Here is an 18,979-nt window from a genome sequence, read left to right on the forward strand (position 1 = left end):
CGCTTGCCGTCAGTTTCCGAATCCCCAGGGTCTTACGTCAGGCGTGCCACGTTGGGTCGTAACTCGGGACGCTGTTTGCATGACGTTTGCTCGGACTGGCCGCCCCGCCGCCGAGGCGCCACAGCACTCATGCGATCACGTTGCGCTGCTGGCTGCGGTGGTCCACTTTTCTTCGATGCGGCCGAGGCGCCATACCAGCAGGGCGACGGCCCAGGTGACAACGAACATGCCGACGACCGCGAAGCCGACCACGTTCAGGTCCAATCCGGCGATCCACTTCCAGAACGGGCCCCGCCAGCCGAATTCGTCGGCGAACAGGCCGAGCAGTTCGACGCTGCCGATCAGCAACGCGACCGCTACCGACAGTGCGGTGATGGTGATGTTGTAGTAGATCTTGCGCACCGGATTGGAGAATGCCCAGCCGTAGGCGAAGTTCATGAACGAACCGTCGATGGTATCCAGCAGGCACATGCCCGCGGTGAACAGCACCGGCAGGCACAGGATGGCGTACCAGGGCAATCCGGCTGCCGCGCTGGTGCTCGCCAGTACCAGCAGCGCGATTTCGGTGGCGGTGTCGAAGCCCAGCCCGAACAGCAAACCCACCGGATACATATGCCAGGACTTGGTGATCGCCTTGGTGAACCGCCCGAGGAATCGATTGATCAGTCCTCGGTTGTCCAGGTGTTGCTCCAGCTCGGCTTCGTTGAACTCGCCACGACGCAACCGGGTGAACACGCGCAGGATACCGGCCAGGACAATGACGTTGAGCACGGCGATCAGATACAGGAACACTCCGGACACGCCGGTGCCGATCAGGCCGGTGTAGTGGTGCAATGAGGAGGAATCTTGTTGAACCGGTCCGACGATGGCTTTGACTCCGGTCGCCAGTAATACCGCCAGAGCAAAGACGACGGTGGAGTGGCCCAGCGAGAAGAAGAACCCGGCGGCCAGCGGCCGCTGCCCGTCGTTCATCAGCTTGCGGGTGGTGTTGTCGATGGCGGCGATGTGGTCGGCATCGAAGGCGTGCCGCATGCCGAGCGTGTATGCGGTCAAGCCGATGCCGATGCCAAATGCCTTGCCGCCCACGGCGAGTTGCGCGGGCTCCACCAAAGCGATGAGGGTGATCCAGCCAACCAGGTGCAACGCGACGATGACGGCCGACATCGATGCCAGGCGCCACCACTCCGCTGGTGCCAATACGCCGAGCACCCGGGAGAAACCTGTCGTCTGTGCGGGATATGACGGGCGCCGGTCGAGTTCTCTACGGGCCATGTTGGTCCTTGCAGCGGCGGGCCGAACGCAACAGGCACGACTGTAGGTTGCGTCCTAAGTTATTGCAAGTCACTTGCAGAAGCACCGGGGGTTTGTCGCCGGTGAACATCGCGTCGCGCGCTACACGCTGGCGGCGCCGGTCCCAGCTGCCGCGGCGTGGTGGTTGCGCCGGGTGGCGATGAAGGCCGCCCAGGACTTCACCTCGGGGTGCTGCTTGAGGAGGGCACGACGCTGGCGTTCCGTCAGGCCGCCCCAGATCCCGTACTCGACGCGGTTGTCGAGAGCATCGGCGGCGCACTCGAGAATCACCGGGCAGTTCCGGCAGATCGTCGCCGCTTCCCGCTGGGCGGCGCCGCGCACGAACAATTCCTCCGGGTCGATGTTGCGGCACCGGGCTTGGGACACCCACGCGGCCCGGGCCTCGGCGTCCGAGCCATAGGGAGGGCGGTGAACTGCAGTAATGGCGCCGGTTTGCGCGGCGTCGTTCCGGATTTTTGGCACAAGAATCCCCCAAGGCTGCGGCCGGCGTCAACAGATGAACTTTTCGAACGGCCTGTTTTGCCCGCGGCCAAGTGCGTGCCCGCGCCAGATTCGGCGGCGGCTCAACCCCCTGTCATGCTCATCCCCGCCGGTGCGGGGATAGAGCGGTGTCGAACAGGCGTCTGTCGCGACAGTACGAAAAGGCGCCAGGTAGCGCCTAGGGCCGATTGTCACCACCGGAGAGGCTTCAAATCCCTTGTGGCTGTGACCATCGTCCTTGCCGGGCGCCGTGCCGGATCTGCCCCGCGGGTCCGGGTGCGCGGCCCCGCCGAGATTGCCGGCGCCCGGCAGTCGGCGTCCGCATCGGGCCAAGCCCGGGACGTGGTGGCGGGTCCCCCGGCGCGCGGGACGTGCCGCCATCAGCTGACTCCTCAGCACCCCGCGCCGGACGGGATACTGGCGAACCCGGCCTTGCGGCGCGACACTGAACGGGTGACGTCAAAGCCGTCGGGCCTGGACCCGGCCGTCACTGAACGGATCGGTCGGCTCCTGCGTGCCCACGGCCTGCGGCGGATGCCCTCGCGGATTCAGGTGCTGGCGGTCCTCGAACCGGTTAACGGCCATCTGTCGGTGGCCGAGATTCATCAGCGGTTGACCGCCTGCCTGTCCGCCGAGACCCAGCCGCCCGACCTGGCCACCGTCTACCGCACCGTGACCACCCTGGTCGACCAGGGGGTGTTGCATGCGTTGACCCTCGATGGGGGGGTAACCACCTACGGGCTGGCCACCGCGCCGCACCACCATGCGGTGTGCACCCGGTGTGGGGCGATCATCGAAGTGCCCGCGCGGCAGCTGAGCTCGGCGCTGGAGCACGCGATGGCGGGCAGCTCGTTCGCGCTGTCGGAGCGGGCCGGTCTGACGCTGCGCGGCCTGTGCCCGGCGTGTCAGGACATCGTGCAGGATCTGGGCGACGCGACCGATCCGCGCCCTCCCCGGAGACGCGATCCTGCGCAGCGCCGGCGCTGACGTCAGCGCAGGTTCAGCAGTGCGTTTTCGACGACCTCGGGCAGCGCCGGGTGAATCCAGTACTGGCCGCGGGCCATTTCGGCTGCGGTGAGTCCGAAGCTCATCGCCTGGATCAGCGGCTGGATGATCGACGACGCCTGGTGGCCCATGATGTGCGCGCCCAGGAGGCGCCCGCTGCCGCGTTCGGCGATCAGCTTGAGGAACCCGGTGGTGTCTTCCATCGCCCAGCCATAACCGACGTCGCCGTAGTCCTGTATTGCGACGCAAACATCGAAACCTCTTGCCACGGCTTCGTTTTCGGTCAATCCCACAGCGGCCAGCTGGGGATCGGTGAACACCGCCGCCGGTACGTAGCGATGGTCGGTAACGGCCATCGACGCGGTATCGTCCCAGTCGCACAGCAGGTTATGTTGCACGACACGGGCTTCGTGGTTGGCAACATGTTTGAGCTGATATGGCGACGAGACGTCACCGAGGGCGAAAACATTACGCGCGGAAGTCCTTTGGTATTCGTCGACTACCACCCGGTCGTCGGCCACGTCGACGCCGGCCCGGTCGGCGTCCAACAGGTCGGCGTTGGACCTCCGGCCGGTCGCCACCAGCAGCAGATCCGCGTCGATGGTGGACCCGTCGTCGAGCGTGAGCGACAGGCCGGTTGCGCCGCTTTCCCCGGCCACGACATTGCGATGGGTGCGCAGTTCCCACTTGGTCGACGCGATGCGGGTGAACCGTTCGCACAGCGTGTCGTCGCAATGCCGCAGCATACAGCCGCCCCGGATCACCAATGTGACGCGAACCCCGAACGCCGAGAATACGTGCGCGAATTCTGCTGCCACGAAACCACTTCCGACGATGACCAGATGCTTCGGCAACTCGGCGATCCGCATGACGGTGTCGCTGGTGTGGTACCTGACGCCGCAGGCCAGGATCGCCGGCGGAATCACCGGCCGCGAGCCGGCCGCGATCACCACCTGATCGGCGGTGAACTCGTCACCACCGTCGGTGCGCAACAGATAGCTCCCGTCGGCCTGGACACCCCCGAATCGGGTATGGGCGGGGTACACGTCGATGTTGCGGGCCGAGCGCCGATACTGCTCGCCGCCCATCGCGATCGGATCGATGCGCCCGAAGACCCGGGAGACGATATCGTCCCAGCGCACCCCGTCGATGTGCGCGTCGACGCCATACCGGTTGGCACCACGGATGGTTTTGGCCACGTCGGCGGCGTAGACGAACATCTTCGTCGGCAGGCACCCGACATTGAGGCAGGTGCCGCCGAAGGTGCCCTGCTCGCAGATCGCCACCCGTTTGTGCGCATAGCGGTCGTCGAGAATGCTGTTGCCCGAACCGGTTCCGATGATCGCCAGGTCGTAGGTTTCCATTGAGGCGCTCACCCTTTCCCCGACGATGCCGAGGCGCCGGTGTCATCCAGTGTGCTGAGGTAGTGGTCCAACCAGTTGTCCAGGTGGCGATAGGCTATCCGGCGCGGCTCCGGCAGCGACAAGAACACGTCGTGTTTGGCGTCCGGCACGGGAATGATGGTGCTGCGGTTGCCGATACAACCCGCCCAGCGGGCGATATGGGTGACGTCGAGCACCGCGTCGCCGCGTTGCAGGGCTGCCGGGTCGGCGTTTCCGCGCACGGTGTGATCGGAACGAAGGATCAGGTTGGGCACACCGACGTCGAGCCCGCGATGTAGCCGTGCCTGGCCGCGACGTGTGGCATGCACCCAGCCCAAGGTGACCGGGAAGCCGCCCACGGGTTTCCACTGCAGGTTGTATTCGAACTCGCCATCATAATCGCGGTGCAGGGTGGTGCCGTATCCGCCCTCACGCCGTGCCCGGACCACCCTCTTGGGCCGCATCCGCGAGATCGCGGCGACCGCAGCCGAGGTGAGGCCCGAACGCAGGATCGCCGGCCCGTGCAGGTCCAGGAAGGGGCTGTTGAGTACCAGGCCACCGACGGCTGCGTGCACTGTCGTGCGGCGCCGGCGCAACCGGTCCAGCCACAGCGAGACGATCAGCCCGCCGGCGGAATGGGCGTACACCAGAATTCGCGCGGTGTCCGTTTGCTCGCCGATGACCCGCAGGGCGTGTTGCAGTTCGGCGTCATAGTGAGCCAGATCGGTGGTGAAGTGCGGGGTCTGGCCGTCCTGGCGGGAGCGGCCGCACTTGCGGAGGTCCAGCGCATAGAAGGCGAAGCCGCGGCGCGCGAAGTGATCGGCCAGTTCGGTGTGGAAGAAGTAGTCGGTATAGCCGTGCACCGCCAGGACGGCGTGATCGGTCCGGACGGGTTCTCCGCGGCGGATCAGCGTTGCGACGACGTCGCCTTCACCGTCGGGGTCCGGTCCCAGTGGAATCGGATACTGCCAATAGCCGGGCAGGACGTCGGGCATCCAGCCAGTCACGGGGCCAGCTTAGAGCGTGGTCGGCGGTCCTGCTGTCGGACGCTCGGTTGACCCGATGCACCAGGGGTCGTCCGGCGCGGGAGTCGGTGACGCCGGCGATGTCGGCGTTCTCGGGTCAGCACGCTTGTAGGACCTGAATCGTCCCCGCTTTCCGGTCCCGGTAGTTAGGATCCGCTTACCGGTCCGGTGAAAGGCGTGACATGCGAGGCATCGTGACATTCGCGGCGTTCGTCGCCGCATATTCTCGGCTTGGCGTTTTCAAGCTTGGTCCCACCGGAGCCGAGGAGGCCATGCGCATCTCCCGCGATGGTGACCGTCCGGCCACGCCGGGACCGCATGAGTTCTTTACCGGCGACGTCACGGTCAAACCGTTGTTCGGGCCGGCGGGCTCCGCGAACGCCTTTGGCGGACAGCTCACCTTCGCCGCAGGTGCCCGCAGCGTGTGGCACACTCATCCGGCCGGCCAGACGCTGATCGTCACCGCCGGCACCGGCTGGATACAGCAATGGGGTGGTGACAGGCAGCAGATCAATCCCGGGGACGTGATCTGGACTCCGGCCGGAGTCAAACACTGGCACGGAGCCACCCCCAGCGGCGAGCTAACCCACATCGCCATTCAAGAGATGGTCGACGGGCGCTTTGTCGACTGGCTGGAGAAGGTAAGCGACGAGCAATATCTGAGCTGATGACGCCGGTAACGCAGGGAAAGTCCGATCGACCCAGCCCGTTGGGCGCGTGCTACCCGAACGCCGTCGACGATGATTGACCGCCAACCTGGTCACTTCTACACTGTCGTCCGGTCCGCTTCGGTCTGCGATCCGGGTCGCCCGCCAACCCGCTCGCCGACCGGCCCCCCGACCCGTCCCCCGACCCGCCCAGGTGAGGATCACCGCTTGTGACTGTGTTCACCGACGTCGAGATCGAATATCTGGCCAGCCAGCGGCTGGGCAGGCTTGCGACGCTCGCCCCCAAAGGATCACCCCAGGTGCGGCCGGTCCGCTTCCAGTACAACGCGGAGCTGGACACCATCGACATCGGTGGCCGCGCGATGGCCGGCAGCCGCAAGCTTCGCAACGTCGAGAACGATCCCCGGGTGTCATTCGTCATCGATGACCTCGCCTCCATCGATCCGTGGCGCCCCCGAGGAATCGAGATTCGCGGGCGGGCCGAGGCCCTACCGGTGGACGGCGCACAGGAGGGGTCCGGCGGTGCCCTGATCCGCATTCATCCCCGGCGGATCGTGGTGTGGGGACTGGATAGCGAATCCCCGGCTCTGCACGCACGCAACGTGACGAAAGACTGACCAGCGTCCACCGCTACGACTCCGCACCGTATTCCTGCGGAACGTTGCGCGCGGAACTAAGTGCGTGCCAATCGTTTTGGCCTCGTGAGCCGGGCGGGTCGACGCATTCATCGGCTGGGTTCGGTCCGAGCGGGATCGGATGCTGCCAATAGCCGGGCAGGACGTCGTTGCTCGTGTCGGTCAGCCGTGCTGGCCGGTGTTGCCGTTGAAGCCGTCCACGCCGGACAGGCCGGCTTTACCGTCGCTGGTGTCCCCACCGCCAGCCGGGCCGCCGTCACCGGCCGTGCCACCGGCACCTCCGGCACCACCCGCACCGCCGGCGCCGCCGGCCCCGGTGCTGCCCGCCTGTCCGATCAGCCATCCTCCGGTTCCGCCCGTGCCACCGAGGCCCGGGGCACCGCCGCCACCGCCGCTGCCACCATTACCGCCACTACCGCCGTTGCCGCCGTCACCGCCGAAGGAGTTGGTGTTCACGTCGCCGGGAATGGCTTCACCGCCGGCACCGCCGGCTCCGCCCCCACCGCCGGCGCCGCCCTCACCGCCGGCGCCGCCGATACCGCCCGCGCCGCCGGCGCCGCCGTTGCCAAACAGCAGCCCGCCCGCGCCGCCGTGACCGCCCAGCCCGCCGGCGCCCCCGGCACCCCCGGTGCCTAGTGCGCTGCCGCCATCACCTCCTGTTCCGCCATCGCCCGCGGTAACGGTGGCATTAGGGCCGATGCTGTTGGCCATGTCGGCCTTGCCGCCGCCGCCACCGGCACCGCCGGGGGCGCCTGCGCCGCCGATGCCGCCGGTACCACCGCGGCCACCGCCCCCGCCGTTGCCGGCCAGCAGACCGCCACGGCCGCCGTCACCGCCGACGCCGCCCGCGCCGCCCGCGCCGCCCGACACGTCAGTGTCATGGCCGTTGCCGCCGTTACCACCGTTGCCCCCGGCCACGCTGCTGGTGGCTTGTGCAAACCCACCCCTGCCGCCGTTGCCGCCCGCACCGCCGGCCGCCTCGGCGTTACCTCCATTGCCGCCACTACCGCTGACGGCGGTGGCACCACCTGTCGAGGCCTCCCCACCCACACCACCGTTGCCGCCATGGGCGCCGTTTCCGCCGTCGCCAGCTGCACCGCCGGTGACGTCGCCGTTACCGAATACGTTCCTCGCTACGCCGCCGTTGCCTCCGTTGCCGCCGGCCACGGTGACACCGCCGGCTTTGCCGTCTTCCCCGGCGCCGCCGGTGAGATTGCTACTGGTATTCATAATCTGATTTGCGCCGTCGCTGCCGGGCGCGGCGGTGCCGAGGGGGGTGGGATTGCTGCCGGCGATGCCAGTGGCGCCGGTGCCACCTTGCCCGCCCGCGCCGCCGTCGCCGAACAGGTAGGCGTTGCCACCGTGGCCCCCTTGCCCGGCGTTGCCGCCGTTGACACCGGCGACGCCAGGCCCGCCGTGCCCGCCGGCCCCACCGTTGCCGAATAGCAGCCCCCCGGTGCCGCCGTTACCACCGACCGCGCCGGCACCCCCAACGCCGCCGGCCCCGCCGTGGCCGATCAGTCCGGCGTTGCCGCCGGCGCCGCCCGCCTGGTTGGGCCCGCCGGCGGCGCCGTTGCCACCGTTGCCGTACAGCAACCCGCCGGGCGCGCCTGCCTGGCCGGGTGCCGATCCATCGGCGCCGTTACCGATGAGCGGACGCCCCAGCAGTGCCTGGGTGGGCGCATTGACGGCGTCCAGCACGGTCTGAAATGGCGACGCGTTGGCGGCCTCGGCCATGGCATACGAGCCCCCGGATGCGGTCAAAGCCCGCACAAACTGGTCGTGGAACGCCGCCGCCTGCGCGCTGATGGCCTGGTATTCCTGGGCGTGCGCACCGAACAGGGCCGCGATGGCCGCCGACACCTCGTCCTGGGCCGCGGCCAGCAATCGTGTTGTCGGAACCGCAGCGGCCGTGTTGGCTGCCATGACCGCCGACCCGACAGCCGCCAGATCTGAAGAGGCCGCCGTTAGAATTTCCGGTGTTGCGATCACAAACAACATCAGGGGCACCTCCCACTGAAAGACCTGACTCCGGCGCTGCATCCAAGCACGATCGGCAAATCAGATCCTATCGATATCACGCAATGGCGTCGGCCGAGTTGGTAAATGCGGCGGATTCGCTCGGGGCGGGCGAAATGGTGCCGCTCCGGGCAATCGGTAGCCGATCGCACTGGTGTGGACACCCACACGCTCGGGATAACCTGGGACCGGCACAGCCAAAGGAAGGACCAATGCCCGGTGTCAGAGCTAACCAGGACCGCCGATGTCGTGTTAGTGGGCGCGGGCATCATGAGCGCCACGCTGGCAGCGTTGTTGAAGCGGCTGGAGCCGGACTGGTCGATCACTGTTGTCGAACGGCTCGATACCGTCGCCGCCGAAAGTAGCAGCCCCTGGAACAACGCCGGCACCGGCCACGCCGCGCTGTGCGAATTGAACTACACGCCAGAGAACTTCGACGGCTCGATCAATGTCAGCAAAGCAGTACGCATTGCCGAGCAATTTCAGGTCACTCGTCAGTTCTGGGCCTACGCCGTGGAAAACGCCATCCTGGGCGATGTCCGCAGCTTCCTCAACCCGGTCCCGCACGTGAGTTTCGTGCACGGCGCGGACCGCGTCGACTACCTCCGGCGCCGGCATGCTGCGCTGGCCAGCAACCCATTGTTTTCCGCAATCGAGCTGATCGATGACCCGGACGAGTTCGTTCGCCGGCTGCCGTTCATGGGCGCCAAACGTGACTTCTCCGAGCCGGTCGCGCTCAACTGGGCCTCCGGCGGAACCGATGTCGACTTCGGTGCGCTGTCTCGCCAGCTTATCGGGTTTTGTGTGCGTAACGGCGCCACTGCGCTGTTCGGTCACGAGGTTCGTCAGCTGTCCCGACAATCAGACGGCAGTTGGACTTTGACCGTCACGAATCGCCGTGCCGGCCAAAAGCACAAGCTGAATGCCAAATTCGTCTTCATCGGGGCCGGCGGCGATGCGCTGCCATTGTTGCAGAAGTCCGGAATCAGAGAGATCAAGGGCTTCGCCGGCTTTCCGATTGGCGGCCGGTTCCTGCGCACCGACAACCCGGTGCTCACGGCCGCGCACCGGGCCAAGGTCTACGGAGTTCCGTCGCCGGGAGCCCCACCGCTGGGAGCGCTGCACCTGGATCTGAGGTTCGTCAACGGCAAGTCATGGCTGGTGTTCGGACCCTACGCCGGCTGGTCGCCAAAGTTCTTGAAGCAGGGCCACTTCAGCGACCTGCCCCGCTCGATCAAGCCGAACAACGTGCTATCCATGCTCGGTGTCGGCTTCACCCAAATGACATTGCTGAATTACTTGGTCAGCCAGCTGCGGCTCTCTGCACCGGACCGAGTCGACGCGCTGCGTGAATTCGCGCCCAGTGCAGTCGATTCCGATTGGAACTTGCTAGTGGCCGGTCAGCGAGTGCAAGTGATCCGGCGTGACAAGCGCAAGGGCGGGGTGCTCGACTTCGGCACCACAATCGTCGGCGACGCCGACGGTAGCATCGTCGGACTGCTCGGCGGCTCGCCCGGCGCCTCGACGGCGGTGCCGATCATGCTCGAGGTGTTGGAGCGGTGCTTTGCTCACCGCTATCAGTCATGGCTGCCCACGCTTAAGGAGATGGTGCCGTCGCTGGGGGCCAGGCTCTCGGCAGAGCCGGCGTTGTACAACGAAGTGTGGTCATGGACTACCAAAGCACTGCAACTGGATATCCCATGACAGAAGCGCTGCGCCGTGTGTGGGCCAAGGACCTTGATGCAGCAGCCCTTTACGAACTGCTGAAGCTGCGGGTGGAGGTTTTCGTGGTCGAACAGGCCTGCCCATATCCCGAGCTGGACGGCCGCGATCTGCTCGCCGAGACACGGCACTTCTGGCTGGAAAACCCTGACGGTGAGGTGATTTGCACATTGCGGCTCATGGAGGAACACGCCGGAGGCGAGAAGACGTTCCGGATCGGCCGGCTATGTACCAGACGTGACGCCCGCGGTCAGGGGCATACCACCCGGCTGCTGCGCGCCGCCTTGGCTGAGGTTGGTGACTACCCATGCCGGATCGACGCGCAGGTCTATCTCGCAGATATGTACGCGCAGCACGGATTTGTACGTGACGGTGACGATTTCATCGACGACGGTATTCCGCATGTGCCGATGCTGCGGCCCGCATCCGGTCGGACGGCGCACTCATGAAGCCGTATCCGTTCAGCGCGATCGTCGGACATGATCAAATGCGGCTTGCGTTGCTGCTGTGTGCCGTCCGCCCGGAGATCGGTGGGGTGCTTATCCGCGGGGAGAAGGGCACCGCGAAATCGACGGCCGTGCGCGGGCTTGCCGCGTTGCTGTCGATCGTGACCGGAGGTGGTGGTGCCGGGCTGGTCGAAATGCCATTGGGGGCCACCGAGGACCGCGTGGTCGGCTCGCTGGATTTGCAGCGCGTCCTGCGCGAGGGCGAGCACGCCTTTTCGCCGGGGTTGCTGGCCCGGGCTCACGGGGGAGTGCTCTACGTCGACGAAGTCAACTTGTTACACGATCATCTTGTCGACATATTGCTCGACGCCGCGGCGATGGGACGGGTGCACGTCGAACGCGATGGCGTATCGCATTCGCATGACGCCCGTTTCGTCCTGATCGGCACCATGAATCCGGAGGAAGGAGAACTGCGGCCCCAGCTGCTGGACCGGTTCGGTCTCACCGTCGACGTGCAGGCATCGCGGGACGTCGACGTGCGGGTGGAGGTCATCCGTCAGCGAATGGCTTACGAGGCCGATCCGGACACGTTCGCCGAACGGTATGCCAGCGCCGACGCCGCGCTGGCCAACCGGATTGCCGCGGCGCGGGGGAGCGTCGATGATGTCTTGCTGCCGGACAACGAGTTACGGCGCATTGCGGCGTTGTGTGCGGCGTTCGACGTCGACGGTATGCGAGCCGATCTGGTGGTGGCCCGAACGGCAGCCGCTCATGCGGCCTGGCGCGGTGCAGGCGTTGTCGAGGAACAGGATATCCGGGTAGCTGCCGAACTGGCGTTGCCGCATCGGCGCCGTCGAGACCCCTTCGACGATCACGGTCTGGACCGCGACCAGCTGAACGAGGCGCTGGCGCTGGGGGCACCACCCGCGGGTGGGGGAGCCGGTTCCGACCCAGAACCCGAGCCTGACCCGCCGGGCGGTGGTCAGTCCACCAACAACTCTGTGTTCCAATCAAATTCGCATGCAGCACCAACGCCGCCAAAGCCGAGTGCGCCGCCGTCGAACATGTTTCGTACCCGCGCGCTGACCGTTCCGGGGGTTGGCGAGGGAGCCCCCGGCCGACGATCACGGGCCCGCAACGCGTCGGGCAGTGTGGTGGCCGCCGCTGAGGCTGGCGCCCCGGCCGGTCATGGGCTGCATCTGTTCGCCACCCTGTTGGCTGCCGCCGAGCATGCGTCTGGTGCCGGGCCGTTGCGGCCGCAGGCGGACGACGTTCGCCGTGCGGTCCGCGAGGGACGCGAGGGAAACCTGGTGATCTTCGTCGTAGACGCTTCGGGATCGATGGCCGCCCGCGATCGCTTGGCCGCGGTCAGCGGCGCGACCATGTCGCTGCTGCGCGACGCCTATCAGCGGCGCGACAAGGTCGCGGTGATCACGTTCCGCCAGCACGAGGCCGGGTTGTTGCTGCCGCCCACGTCATCGGCGCACATCGCCGGCCGGCGGCTGGCCCGGTTCGACACCGGCGGCAAAACCCCGCTCGCGGAAGGTCTATTGGCCGCGCGCGAGTTGGTCATCCGGGAGAAGGCGCGTGACCTCGCTCGCCGCGCCCTGGTGGTGGTGCTTACCGACGGACGGGCTACTTCCGGGCCAGACCCGTTGGGCCGCAGTCGAATTGCTGCGTCTCGCCTGGCTGCCGAGGGAGTTGCTGCTGTGGTCGTAGACTGTGAAACTTCCTACGTTCGCCTCGGATTGGCCGGGCAGCTGGCTCGGCAGCTGGGTGCACCGGCCGTTCGGCTCGAGCAGCTGCACGCCGAACACTTGACGCGGGCCGTCCGTAACGTGGCTTGAAGCCGGGACTTGAGGCCGGAAAGGTAACCGCTTATGCCGCAGGGAAATCCGACTTACATCCCCGATGATGGTCTGACAACCAGGGCCCGGCGTAACCTGCCGGTGCTGGCGATACATACCGGTGACGGCAAGGGAAAATCAACGGCCGCCTTCGGAATGGCGCTGCGCGCGTGGAATGTCGGGCTCGACGTCGCGGTGTTCCAGTTCGTCAAGAGTGCCAAATGGAAGGTGGGTGAAGAAGCGGCGTTGCATCAGCTCGGTCGGTTGCACGACGAACAAGGGATCGGCGGAGCCGTCGAATGGCACAAGATGGGCGCGGGCTGGTCGTGGACGCGTAAATCGCGCAAGACCGGCAGCGAGGTTGATCACGCCGCCGCGGCGGCGGACGGATGGGCCGAGATCGCACGCCGGCTGGCGGAGGAACGCCACCAGTTTTATGTGCTGGATGAGTTCACCTACCCGTTGAAGTGGGGTTGGCTTGACGTCGACGATGTGGTGGAGGTGTTGCTGGCACGGCCCGGCCACCAACATGTCGTGATCACCGGACGCGACGCACCACCTCGATTGATCGAGGCCGCCGATTTGGTGACCGAGATGACCAAGGTCAAACACCCGATGGACGTCGGCCGTAAGGGTCAGCAGGGCATCGAGTGGTGAAACCGTGACCTCGACACCGGCCCTGGTGATCGCCGCGCCCGCCTCGGGCAGCGGAAAGACCACCGTCGCAACGGGTTTGATGGGGGCTCTATGCCAAGGCGGTCACCGGGTCGCGCCCTTCAAGGTCGGTCCCGACTTCATCGATCCCGGTTACCACACCCTCGCCTCAAGGCGGGTCGGCCGCAACCTGGACCCGGTATTGGTGGGGGAGCAGCTCATCGGCCCGCTCTACGCGCACGGCACCGTCGGCGCCGACATCGCGGTGATCGAAGGTGTGATGGGCCTATTCGACGGGCGTATTGATGAAGCGGTGAGCGGCCCTGCGGCAGGGTCCACCGCGCACGTCGCAGGCTTGCTGGGGGCGCCGGTGGTCCTAGTGGTCGACGCGCGGGGCCAGAGCCACAGCGTTGCCGCACTGTTGCACGGCTTCACCACCTTCGACTCAGCAACCCGGATTGCCGGCGTCATCCTCAACCGGGTCGGGACGGCCAGGCATGAGCATGTGCTGCGACAGGCGTGCGAACAGGCCGGTGTCCCCGTGCTGGGCGCCATCCCCCGCACCGCTGAATTGGAGCTTCCGACAAGGTATCTGGGGCTCGTCACCGCCGTAGAGTATGGTCGCCGGGCCCGGCTGGCAGTCGAGGCGATGACGGCATTGGTCGCTCGGCACATCGATCTGAGCGCAATAGTGGCGGCCGCTGCAAGCCGCGTCGGCGCGCCGCCGTGGGACCCGGTGACCGCCGTCGGTGGGCCAGTGGGCGGGCGCCCGACCGTTGCGATGGCGGCGGGCAAGGCCTTCAGCTTCGCCTACGCCGAACATGCCGAGCTGTTGCGGGCCGTCGGGGCCGATGTCGTCGAGTTCGACCCGCTCACTCAGGCACTGCCGGAAGGGACGAACGCCGTGCTGCTGCCGGGTGGATTCCCGGAGCAATTCGCGGCGGAACTCTCCGCCAATGAGTTGGTCCGCGGCCAGCTCCAACACATGGCGGCCGCGGGCGTCCCGGTTCACGCCGAATGCGCCGGACTGATTTATCTGGTATCCGAACTGGATGGATACCCGATGTGCGGCGTGCTGGCCGGTTCGGCACGCTTTACCCAGCGCCTCACACTGGGATACCGCGACGCAGTCGCGGTCGCCGATTCGCCCCTGTATTCGGTCGGCCGGCGGGTAGCCGGGCACGAATTCCATCGCACCACCGTCACGTTCACCGACAGCTACCAGCCGGCGTGGGTGTATCGAAGCCGCGGGCATGACGACCACCCCCTGCGAGACGGCGTCGTGCATGGCGGTGTGCATGCGTCCTACTTGCATACACACCCGGCCGCGACGCCGGAAGCGGTAGCGCGCTTCGTCGCACATGCCTCCGCCCGGTCGTAGCGGCTCGGCGGTGGTGATCGGCTGCGCCCGTCTCCGCCGGGCTGGCGATCACCACGGTGTTCGACGGTGGTGATCGGCTGCGCCCGTCTCCGCCGGGCTGGCGATCACCACGGTGTTCGACGGTGGTGATCGGCTGCGCCCGTCTCCGCCGGGCTGGCGATCACCACTAAGCTTGGCGGGTGACCGAGAGCCCTTACCTCGTCGGATTGCGAATGGCCGGTAAGAAGGTGGTCGTGGTCGGCGGGGGCAGTGTCGCCCAACGCCGGCTACCCCTTCTCATCTCGAGCGGCGCAGACGTGCACGTGATCACCCGTAGCGCCACCCGCGCCGTCGAGGCGATGGAAGGCATCACGTTGTCGCTGCGTGAATACCGCGACGGTGACCTCGAAGGGGCCTGGTACGCGATAGCGGCCACCGACGACGCGGAGGTGAATGCGACCGTCGTCGCCGAGGCCGACAGCCGGCAGATCTTCTGCGTCCGTGCCGACGTCGCCGTCGAAGGAAGTGCAGTTACCCCGGCGACATTCAGCTATGCGGGGCTGTCGGTGGGCGTGCTGGCCGGCGGCGAGCACCGCCGTTCGGCTGCCATCCGGTCTGCGATCCGAGAGGCGCTGCAGACGGGGCTGATCACCCCCGAAAGCCCGGAAGGCCCCGTAAGCTCCGACGTCGTCCACGGTGGGGTAGCGCTGGTCGGTGGCGGACCCGGCGACCCCGAATTGATCACCGTCCGTGGCCGTCGCCTGCTTGCCCATGCGGATGTCGTGATTGCCGACCGCCTGGCACCACCGGAGTTGCTCGCCGAGCTTCCCCCGCATGTGGAAGTCATCGACGCCGCCAAGATCCCATACGGCCGTGCCATGGCCCAGGACGCAATCCACGCCGCCATGATCGAACGGGCCAAGTCCGGTAGCTTTGTCGTCCGCCTCAAGGGTGGTGACCCCTTCGTGTTCGCCCGGGGCTATGAGGAGGTACTGGCATGCGCCGATGCCGGTATTCCGGTGACTGTGGTGCCTGGTGTGACGAGTGCCATAGCGGTTCCTGCTTCCGCTGGTGTTCCGGTCACGCATCGGGCCACAAATCACGAGTTTGTCGTGGTCAGCGGCCATCTCCCGCCCGGTCACCCCGAATCGTTAGTGAATTGGAATGCTTTGGCAGCACTGTCCGGCACCATCGTTTTGCTGATGGCGGTGGAACGCATCGAACTTTTCGTCGACGCGCTACTGAAAGGCGGCCGACCTGCGAAAACGCCCGTGCTGGTGGTTCAGCAGGGAACAACGCCGGCTCAGCACACGTTGCGGGCTACCCTCGCCGACACGCCGGAAAAGGTCCGCGCAGAGGGGATCCGACCTCCCGCGATCGTCGTCATCGGGGCTGTTGCAGGCCTCGGTGGCGTTCGGGGTTTAAACGATTCTTAAGATTACTGTAAGGTAACCCGTTATGACGGCTCTCAACGACACAGAGCGGGCTGCCCACAATTGGACGTCCGGACGGCAGGAGCGTCCGGCGTCGGCTCGCCCGGCGCGCTCGGCGGAGACCGCCTCGCAGCGCATCACCAGGTATTACCCGACCTGGCTGCCCTCCCGTCGCTTCATCGCCGCTGTCATCGCCATCGGCGGGATGCAGCTCTTGGCGACCATGGACAGCACCGTCGCCATCGTCGCGCTTCCTAAGATCCAGAACGAACTCAGCCTGTCCGACGCCGGCCGTAGCTGGGTGATCACCGCTTACGTGCTGACCTTCGGCGGGCTGATGCTGCTCGGAGGGCGCCTCGGCGACACCATCGGGCGCAAGCGGACCTTCATCGTCGGCGTCGCGCTGTTCACCATCTCCTCGGTGCTGTGCGCGGTCGCCTGGGACGAGGCCACGATGGTCATCGCGCGACTCTCCCAGGGCGTGGGGTCGGCCATCGCCTCACCGACCGGTCTGGCGCTGGTGGCGACCACGTTCCCGAAGGGACCGGCGCGTAACGCCGCCACGGCGGTGTTCGCGGCGATGACGGCGATCGGTTCGGTGATGGGCCTCGTGGTCGGCGGAGCGCTGACCGAGGTTTCGTGGCGGCTGGCGTTCCTGGTGAATGTGCCGATCGGTCTGGTGATGATCTACCTGGCCCGCACCGCACTGCGGGAAACCAACCGTGAGCGGATGAAGCTCGACGCGGCCGGCGCCATGCTGGCCACGCTGGCATGCACCGCTGCCGTCTTCGCCTTCTCGATGGGGCCGGAAAAAGGCTGGATCTCGGTGACCACGATCGGTTCGGGCGCGGTGGCTCTGGCTGCCGTACTCGCGTTCATCGTGGTGGAACGCACCGCCGAAAACCCCGTCGTGCCGTTCCACCTGTTCCGCGACCGCAACCGGCTGGTCACCTTTATTGCGATCTTCCTGGCCGGCGGTGTCATGTTCACGCTGACGGTGAGCATCGGCCTGTACGTGCAGGACATCCTGGGCTACAGCGCGCTGCGCGCCGGTGTCGGCTTCATCCCGTTCGTCATAGCGATGGGTATCGGCCTGGGCATTTCCTCGCAGTTGGTGTCGCGGTTTTCGCCCCGGGTGCTGACGATCGCCGGGGGATATCTTCTAGTTCTGGCCATGCTGTACGGCTGGTTGTTCATGCACCGTGGCGTGGCCTACTTCCCGAACCTGGTAGTGCCCATCGTCGTGGGTGGGGTTGGCATCGGCATGGCGGTTGTGCCGCTGACCCTTTCGGCGATCGCCGGCGTGGGTTTTGACCAGATCGGCCCGGTGTCGGCGATGACTCTGATGCTGCAGAGCCTGGGCGGGCCGCTCGTGCTGGCCGTGATCCAGGCCGTGATCACCTCGCGCACGCTGTACTTGGGCGGTACCACCGGCCCGGTGAAATTCATGAACGACGCTCAGCTGGCCGCGCTCGACCATGGCTACACCTATGGTCTGCTGTGGATCGCCGGAGCGGCCGTCATCGTAGGCGGGGCTGCGGTGTTGATCGGCTACACCCCGGCGCAGGTCGCCCACGCGCAAGAGGTCAAGGAAGCCATCGACGCCGGAGAACTCTGACTCTGCCGGCGGTCAGCGCAGCGGCCACACGAGCTGACGCAGATAACCGTCGGGTTGGTCATCGTCGATGCCGTACTCCGCGGGCCAGCGGCCCGTAGGTAGGTACAAAGTGCCGAACAGCGCATCGACGATGGGGAATTCCGCGGCATAGTTGGTGTTGTAAGCCTGGGGCTGGCGTGCGTGGTGCCAGTGGTGGAACTGCGGGGTGGCAATCAGCCATCGCAGTGGGCCGCACGTCATTCGCAGGTTTGCGTGGATGAAAATGTCCTGAACCGTCAGCAGGATGACGATCGCGCCGAGGCTGACCCGACCGAAGCCGAGCGCGTACAGCGGCACCACCGCGGCCGAGCGGATGGCTATCTGGTCGAGGGGATGCATGTGACCGGCGGCGAGCCAGTCCATCTCGCGAACACTGTGGTGTACGCGGTGGAATCGCCACAGGACCGGAACCTCGTGCATGGCGCGATGTCCCGCGTAGCCGCCCACTGCGGTAATCCCCAGGGCCGCAACGATTTGCACCCAACCCGAAGCCGCGGCAACGTTGCCGCGAAAGGCTGCCGGTACCAGGACCTGCAGGACGGTGCCGACCACCGCCACTGCGCCGACGAGTCCGACCTTGCGCGCGGCTCCATTGACCAGATAGTGCACCACATCGGTGCGCCATCCCCGGCGCAGCACGTGGAGCGGGCGAAGTGCGAACAGCCGCTCGAGCGGGATGAAGATAATCGCCAGGATCGCCAGCTTGACCGCCATTTCACCGCGCATGCTCAGTGCGACCAGTACCAGCGTCGAGGTGACCAACACCAAAGCAATGCCGCCGGGACTAACCCCGCCTGATCCACGAGCCGCAGCGGGTCCCACCGACGCAGAAGTAGCGGTACTCGCGACGAGGTCCGGGCGGTCGGCTACGGCTAATCGCCATCCAATCCTGGCCAGCCTGCCCCACCCAACCAGGACGCCGGCCGACACGATGACAGCGGGCACTCCCAGGATCGGTCGTACGGTGGCGATCGCTATCGCGGTGATCAGAAGCGCCGACTGAAGCGCCAGGCCGGTCACCTTCAGCACTCGCGCACCCTGCAGCAGGCGGATTGCGTGCCAGCCGGCCATGGCCGCGGCCGCGACGAGTATCACCGCAAGCACCGTCGTACCGCGGTCAAGATGCTCATGCCCGCCTTTGGTGACGAAAGCTGCGGCGCCAGCGAGCCCGATCAGTTCGGCCGAGTACAAAATTCCCAATGCCGCCAGCACCGGCCCGTCCCGATACTCGGGTTCAGCCCTGGTCAGCGCCGCGTTCATGCGCGACAAGGTATCTCCTGCAGCTGAAGAATATCTGAGTGTCAGGGCGGGCGGGACGTTCGTGGTGACGCGCCG

16 protein-coding genes are annotated in these 18,979 nt (G+C 66.6%); 10 read left to right on the forward strand and 6 right to left on the reverse strand.

Annotated features, from left to right (window positions below; all coding sequences use genetic code 11):
• Positions 1–135 precede the first annotated feature (135 nt).
• Positions 136–1,272 carry a Nickel transporter NicT gene (gene nicT, locus MKAN_RS23565; RefSeq protein ID WP_036391343.1) on the reverse strand — a complete coding sequence of 379 codons (1,137 nt, stop codon included), beginning with the start codon at positions 1,270–1,272 and terminating at the stop codon, positions 136–138.
• 120 nt (positions 1,273–1,392) lie between these two features.
• Positions 1,393–1,764, reverse strand: a complete 372-nt coding sequence (locus tag MKAN_RS23570; protein ID WP_165800770.1) for a WhiB family transcriptional regulator — start codon at positions 1,762–1,764, stop codon at positions 1,393–1,395.
• A 480-nt stretch (positions 1,765–2,244) separates the two neighbouring features.
• Between MKAN_RS23570 and MKAN_RS23575 the strand changes: the two genes are divergently transcribed.
• Entirely contained in the window at positions 2,245–2,778 is a 534-nt protein-coding gene (locus tag MKAN_RS23575; protein WP_036392029.1) for a Fur family transcriptional regulator, read from the forward strand.
• A gap of 2 nt (positions 2,779–2,780) precedes the next feature.
• Here the strand turns inward: MKAN_RS23575 and mtr are convergent, their stop codons facing one another.
• Both mtr and MKAN_RS23585 read right to left on the reverse strand, forming a co-directional pair.
• The gene (mtr, locus tag MKAN_RS23580; protein WP_023372402.1) at positions 2,781–4,160 is read right to left on the reverse strand and encodes a mycothione reductase; all 1,380 of its coding nucleotides are present in this window, start codon (positions 4,158–4,160) and stop codon (positions 2,781–2,783) included.
• 8 nt (positions 4,161–4,168) lie between these two features.
• On the reverse strand, positions 4,169–5,185 hold the full coding sequence (locus tag MKAN_RS23585; protein WP_023372403.1) for an alpha/beta hydrolase: 1,017 nt from the start codon (positions 5,183–5,185) through the stop codon (positions 4,169–4,171).
• Positions 5,186–5,385: 200 nt separating this feature from the next.
• Here MKAN_RS23585 and MKAN_RS23590 point away from each other — a divergent pair, with 200 nt between their 5' ends.
• Positions 5,386–5,871 (forward strand): (R)-mandelonitrile lyase, encoded by a 486-nt coding sequence (locus MKAN_RS23590; RefSeq protein ID WP_023372404.1) that lies wholly within the window; start codon positions 5,386–5,388, stop codon positions 5,869–5,871.
• A gap of 209 nt (positions 5,872–6,080) precedes the next feature.
• The gene (locus MKAN_RS23595) at positions 6,081–6,488 is read left to right on the forward strand and encodes a PPOX class F420-dependent oxidoreductase (protein WP_023372405.1); all 408 of its coding nucleotides are present in this window, start codon (positions 6,081–6,083) and stop codon (positions 6,486–6,488) included.
• A gap of 180 nt (positions 6,489–6,668) precedes the next feature.
• On the opposite strand, the gene MKAN_RS23600 is transcribed toward MKAN_RS23595, so the two are convergent.
• On the reverse strand, positions 6,669–8,507 hold the full coding sequence (locus MKAN_RS23600; protein ID WP_041803368.1) for a PE family protein: 1,839 nt from the start codon (positions 8,505–8,507) through the stop codon (positions 6,669–6,671).
• A 237-nt stretch (positions 8,508–8,744) separates the two neighbouring features.
• Between MKAN_RS23600 and mqo the strand changes: the two genes are divergently transcribed.
• The 7 genes from mqo (at position 8,745) to MKAN_RS23635 (ending at position 17,605) form a co-directional block, all read left to right on the forward strand.
• Complete coding sequence (mqo, locus tag MKAN_RS23605; RefSeq protein WP_036391350.1) at positions 8,745–10,229, forward strand: malate dehydrogenase (quinone); 1,485 nt, start codon at positions 8,745–8,747, stop codon at positions 10,227–10,229.
• Positions 10,226–10,696 (forward strand): GNAT family N-acetyltransferase, encoded by a 471-nt coding sequence (locus MKAN_RS23610; RefSeq protein ID WP_023372408.1) that lies wholly within the window; start codon positions 10,226–10,228, stop codon positions 10,694–10,696. The genes mqo and MKAN_RS23610 overlap by 4 nt, the downstream gene beginning before the upstream one ends.
• Positions 10,693–12,540 carry a magnesium chelatase subunit D family protein gene (locus MKAN_RS23615; RefSeq protein ID WP_023372409.1) on the forward strand — a complete coding sequence of 616 codons (1,848 nt, stop codon included), beginning with the start codon at positions 10,693–10,695 and terminating at the stop codon, positions 12,538–12,540. Before MKAN_RS23610 ends, MKAN_RS23615 begins: the two co-directional genes overlap by 4 nt.
• A gap of 33 nt (positions 12,541–12,573) precedes the next feature.
• On the forward strand, positions 12,574–13,197 hold the full coding sequence (gene cobO, locus MKAN_RS23620; protein WP_023372410.1) for a cob(I)yrinic acid a,c-diamide adenosyltransferase: 624 nt from the start codon (positions 12,574–12,576) through the stop codon (positions 13,195–13,197).
• Between the two features lie 4 nt (positions 13,198–13,201).
• Positions 13,202–14,575 (forward strand): cobyrinic acid a,c-diamide synthase CobB, encoded by a 1,374-nt coding sequence (locus tag MKAN_RS23625; protein WP_023372411.1) that lies wholly within the window; start codon positions 13,202–13,204, stop codon positions 14,573–14,575.
• Positions 14,576–14,754: 179 nt separating this feature from the next.
• Complete coding sequence (cobA, locus tag MKAN_RS23630) at positions 14,755–15,990, forward strand: uroporphyrinogen-III C-methyltransferase (RefSeq protein WP_023372412.1); 1,236 nt, start codon at positions 14,755–14,757, stop codon at positions 15,988–15,990.
• A gap of 22 nt (positions 15,991–16,012) precedes the next feature.
• Positions 16,013–17,605: an MFS transporter gene (locus tag MKAN_RS23635; RefSeq protein ID WP_023372413.1), complete on the forward strand. Its 1,593-nt coding sequence runs from the start codon at positions 16,013–16,015 to the stop codon at positions 17,603–17,605.
• Positions 17,606–17,617: 12 nt separating this feature from the next.
• On the opposite strand, the gene MKAN_RS28940 is transcribed toward MKAN_RS23635, so the two are convergent.
• Positions 17,618–18,904 carry a sterol desaturase family protein gene (locus MKAN_RS28940; RefSeq protein WP_023372414.1) on the reverse strand — a complete coding sequence of 429 codons (1,287 nt, stop codon included), beginning with the start codon at positions 18,902–18,904 and terminating at the stop codon, positions 17,618–17,620.
• Between the last annotated feature and the right edge of the window lie 75 nt (positions 18,905–18,979).

Origin of the sequence: Mycobacterium kansasii ATCC 12478 (assembly GCF_000157895.3) — a bacterium.
GTDB lineage: Bacteria > Actinomycetota > Actinomycetes > Mycobacteriales > Mycobacteriaceae > Mycobacterium > Mycobacterium kansasii.

Coding starts and splice junctions, on each gene's coding strand:
- nicT (WP_036391343.1), bottom strand. CDS start 1,272: ATGGCCCGTAGAGAACTCGACCGGCGCCCGTCATATCCCGCACAGACG.
- MKAN_RS23615 (WP_023372409.1), top strand. CDS start 10,693: ATGAAGCCGTATCCGTTCAGCGCGATCGTCGGACATGATCAAATGCGG.
- mtr (WP_023372402.1), bottom strand. CDS start 4,160: ATGGAAACCTACGACCTGGCGATCATCGGAACCGGTTCGGGCAACAGC.
- cobO (WP_023372410.1), top strand. CDS start 12,574: ATGCCGCAGGGAAATCCGACTTACATCCCCGATGATGGTCTGACAACC.
- MKAN_RS23610 (WP_023372408.1), top strand. CDS start 10,226: ATGACAGAAGCGCTGCGCCGTGTGTGGGCCAAGGACCTTGATGCAGCA.
- MKAN_RS23600 (WP_041803368.1), bottom strand. CDS start 8,507: ATGTTGTTTGTGATCGCAACACCGGAAATTCTAACGGCGGCCTCTTCA.
- MKAN_RS23590 (WP_023372404.1), top strand. CDS start 5,386: ATGCGAGGCATCGTGACATTCGCGGCGTTCGTCGCCGCATATTCTCGG.
- MKAN_RS23635 (WP_023372413.1), top strand. CDS start 16,013: ATGACGGCTCTCAACGACACAGAGCGGGCTGCCCACAATTGGACGTCC.
- MKAN_RS28940 (WP_023372414.1), bottom strand. CDS start 18,904: ATGAACGCGGCGCTGACCAGGGCTGAACCCGAGTATCGGGACGGGCCG.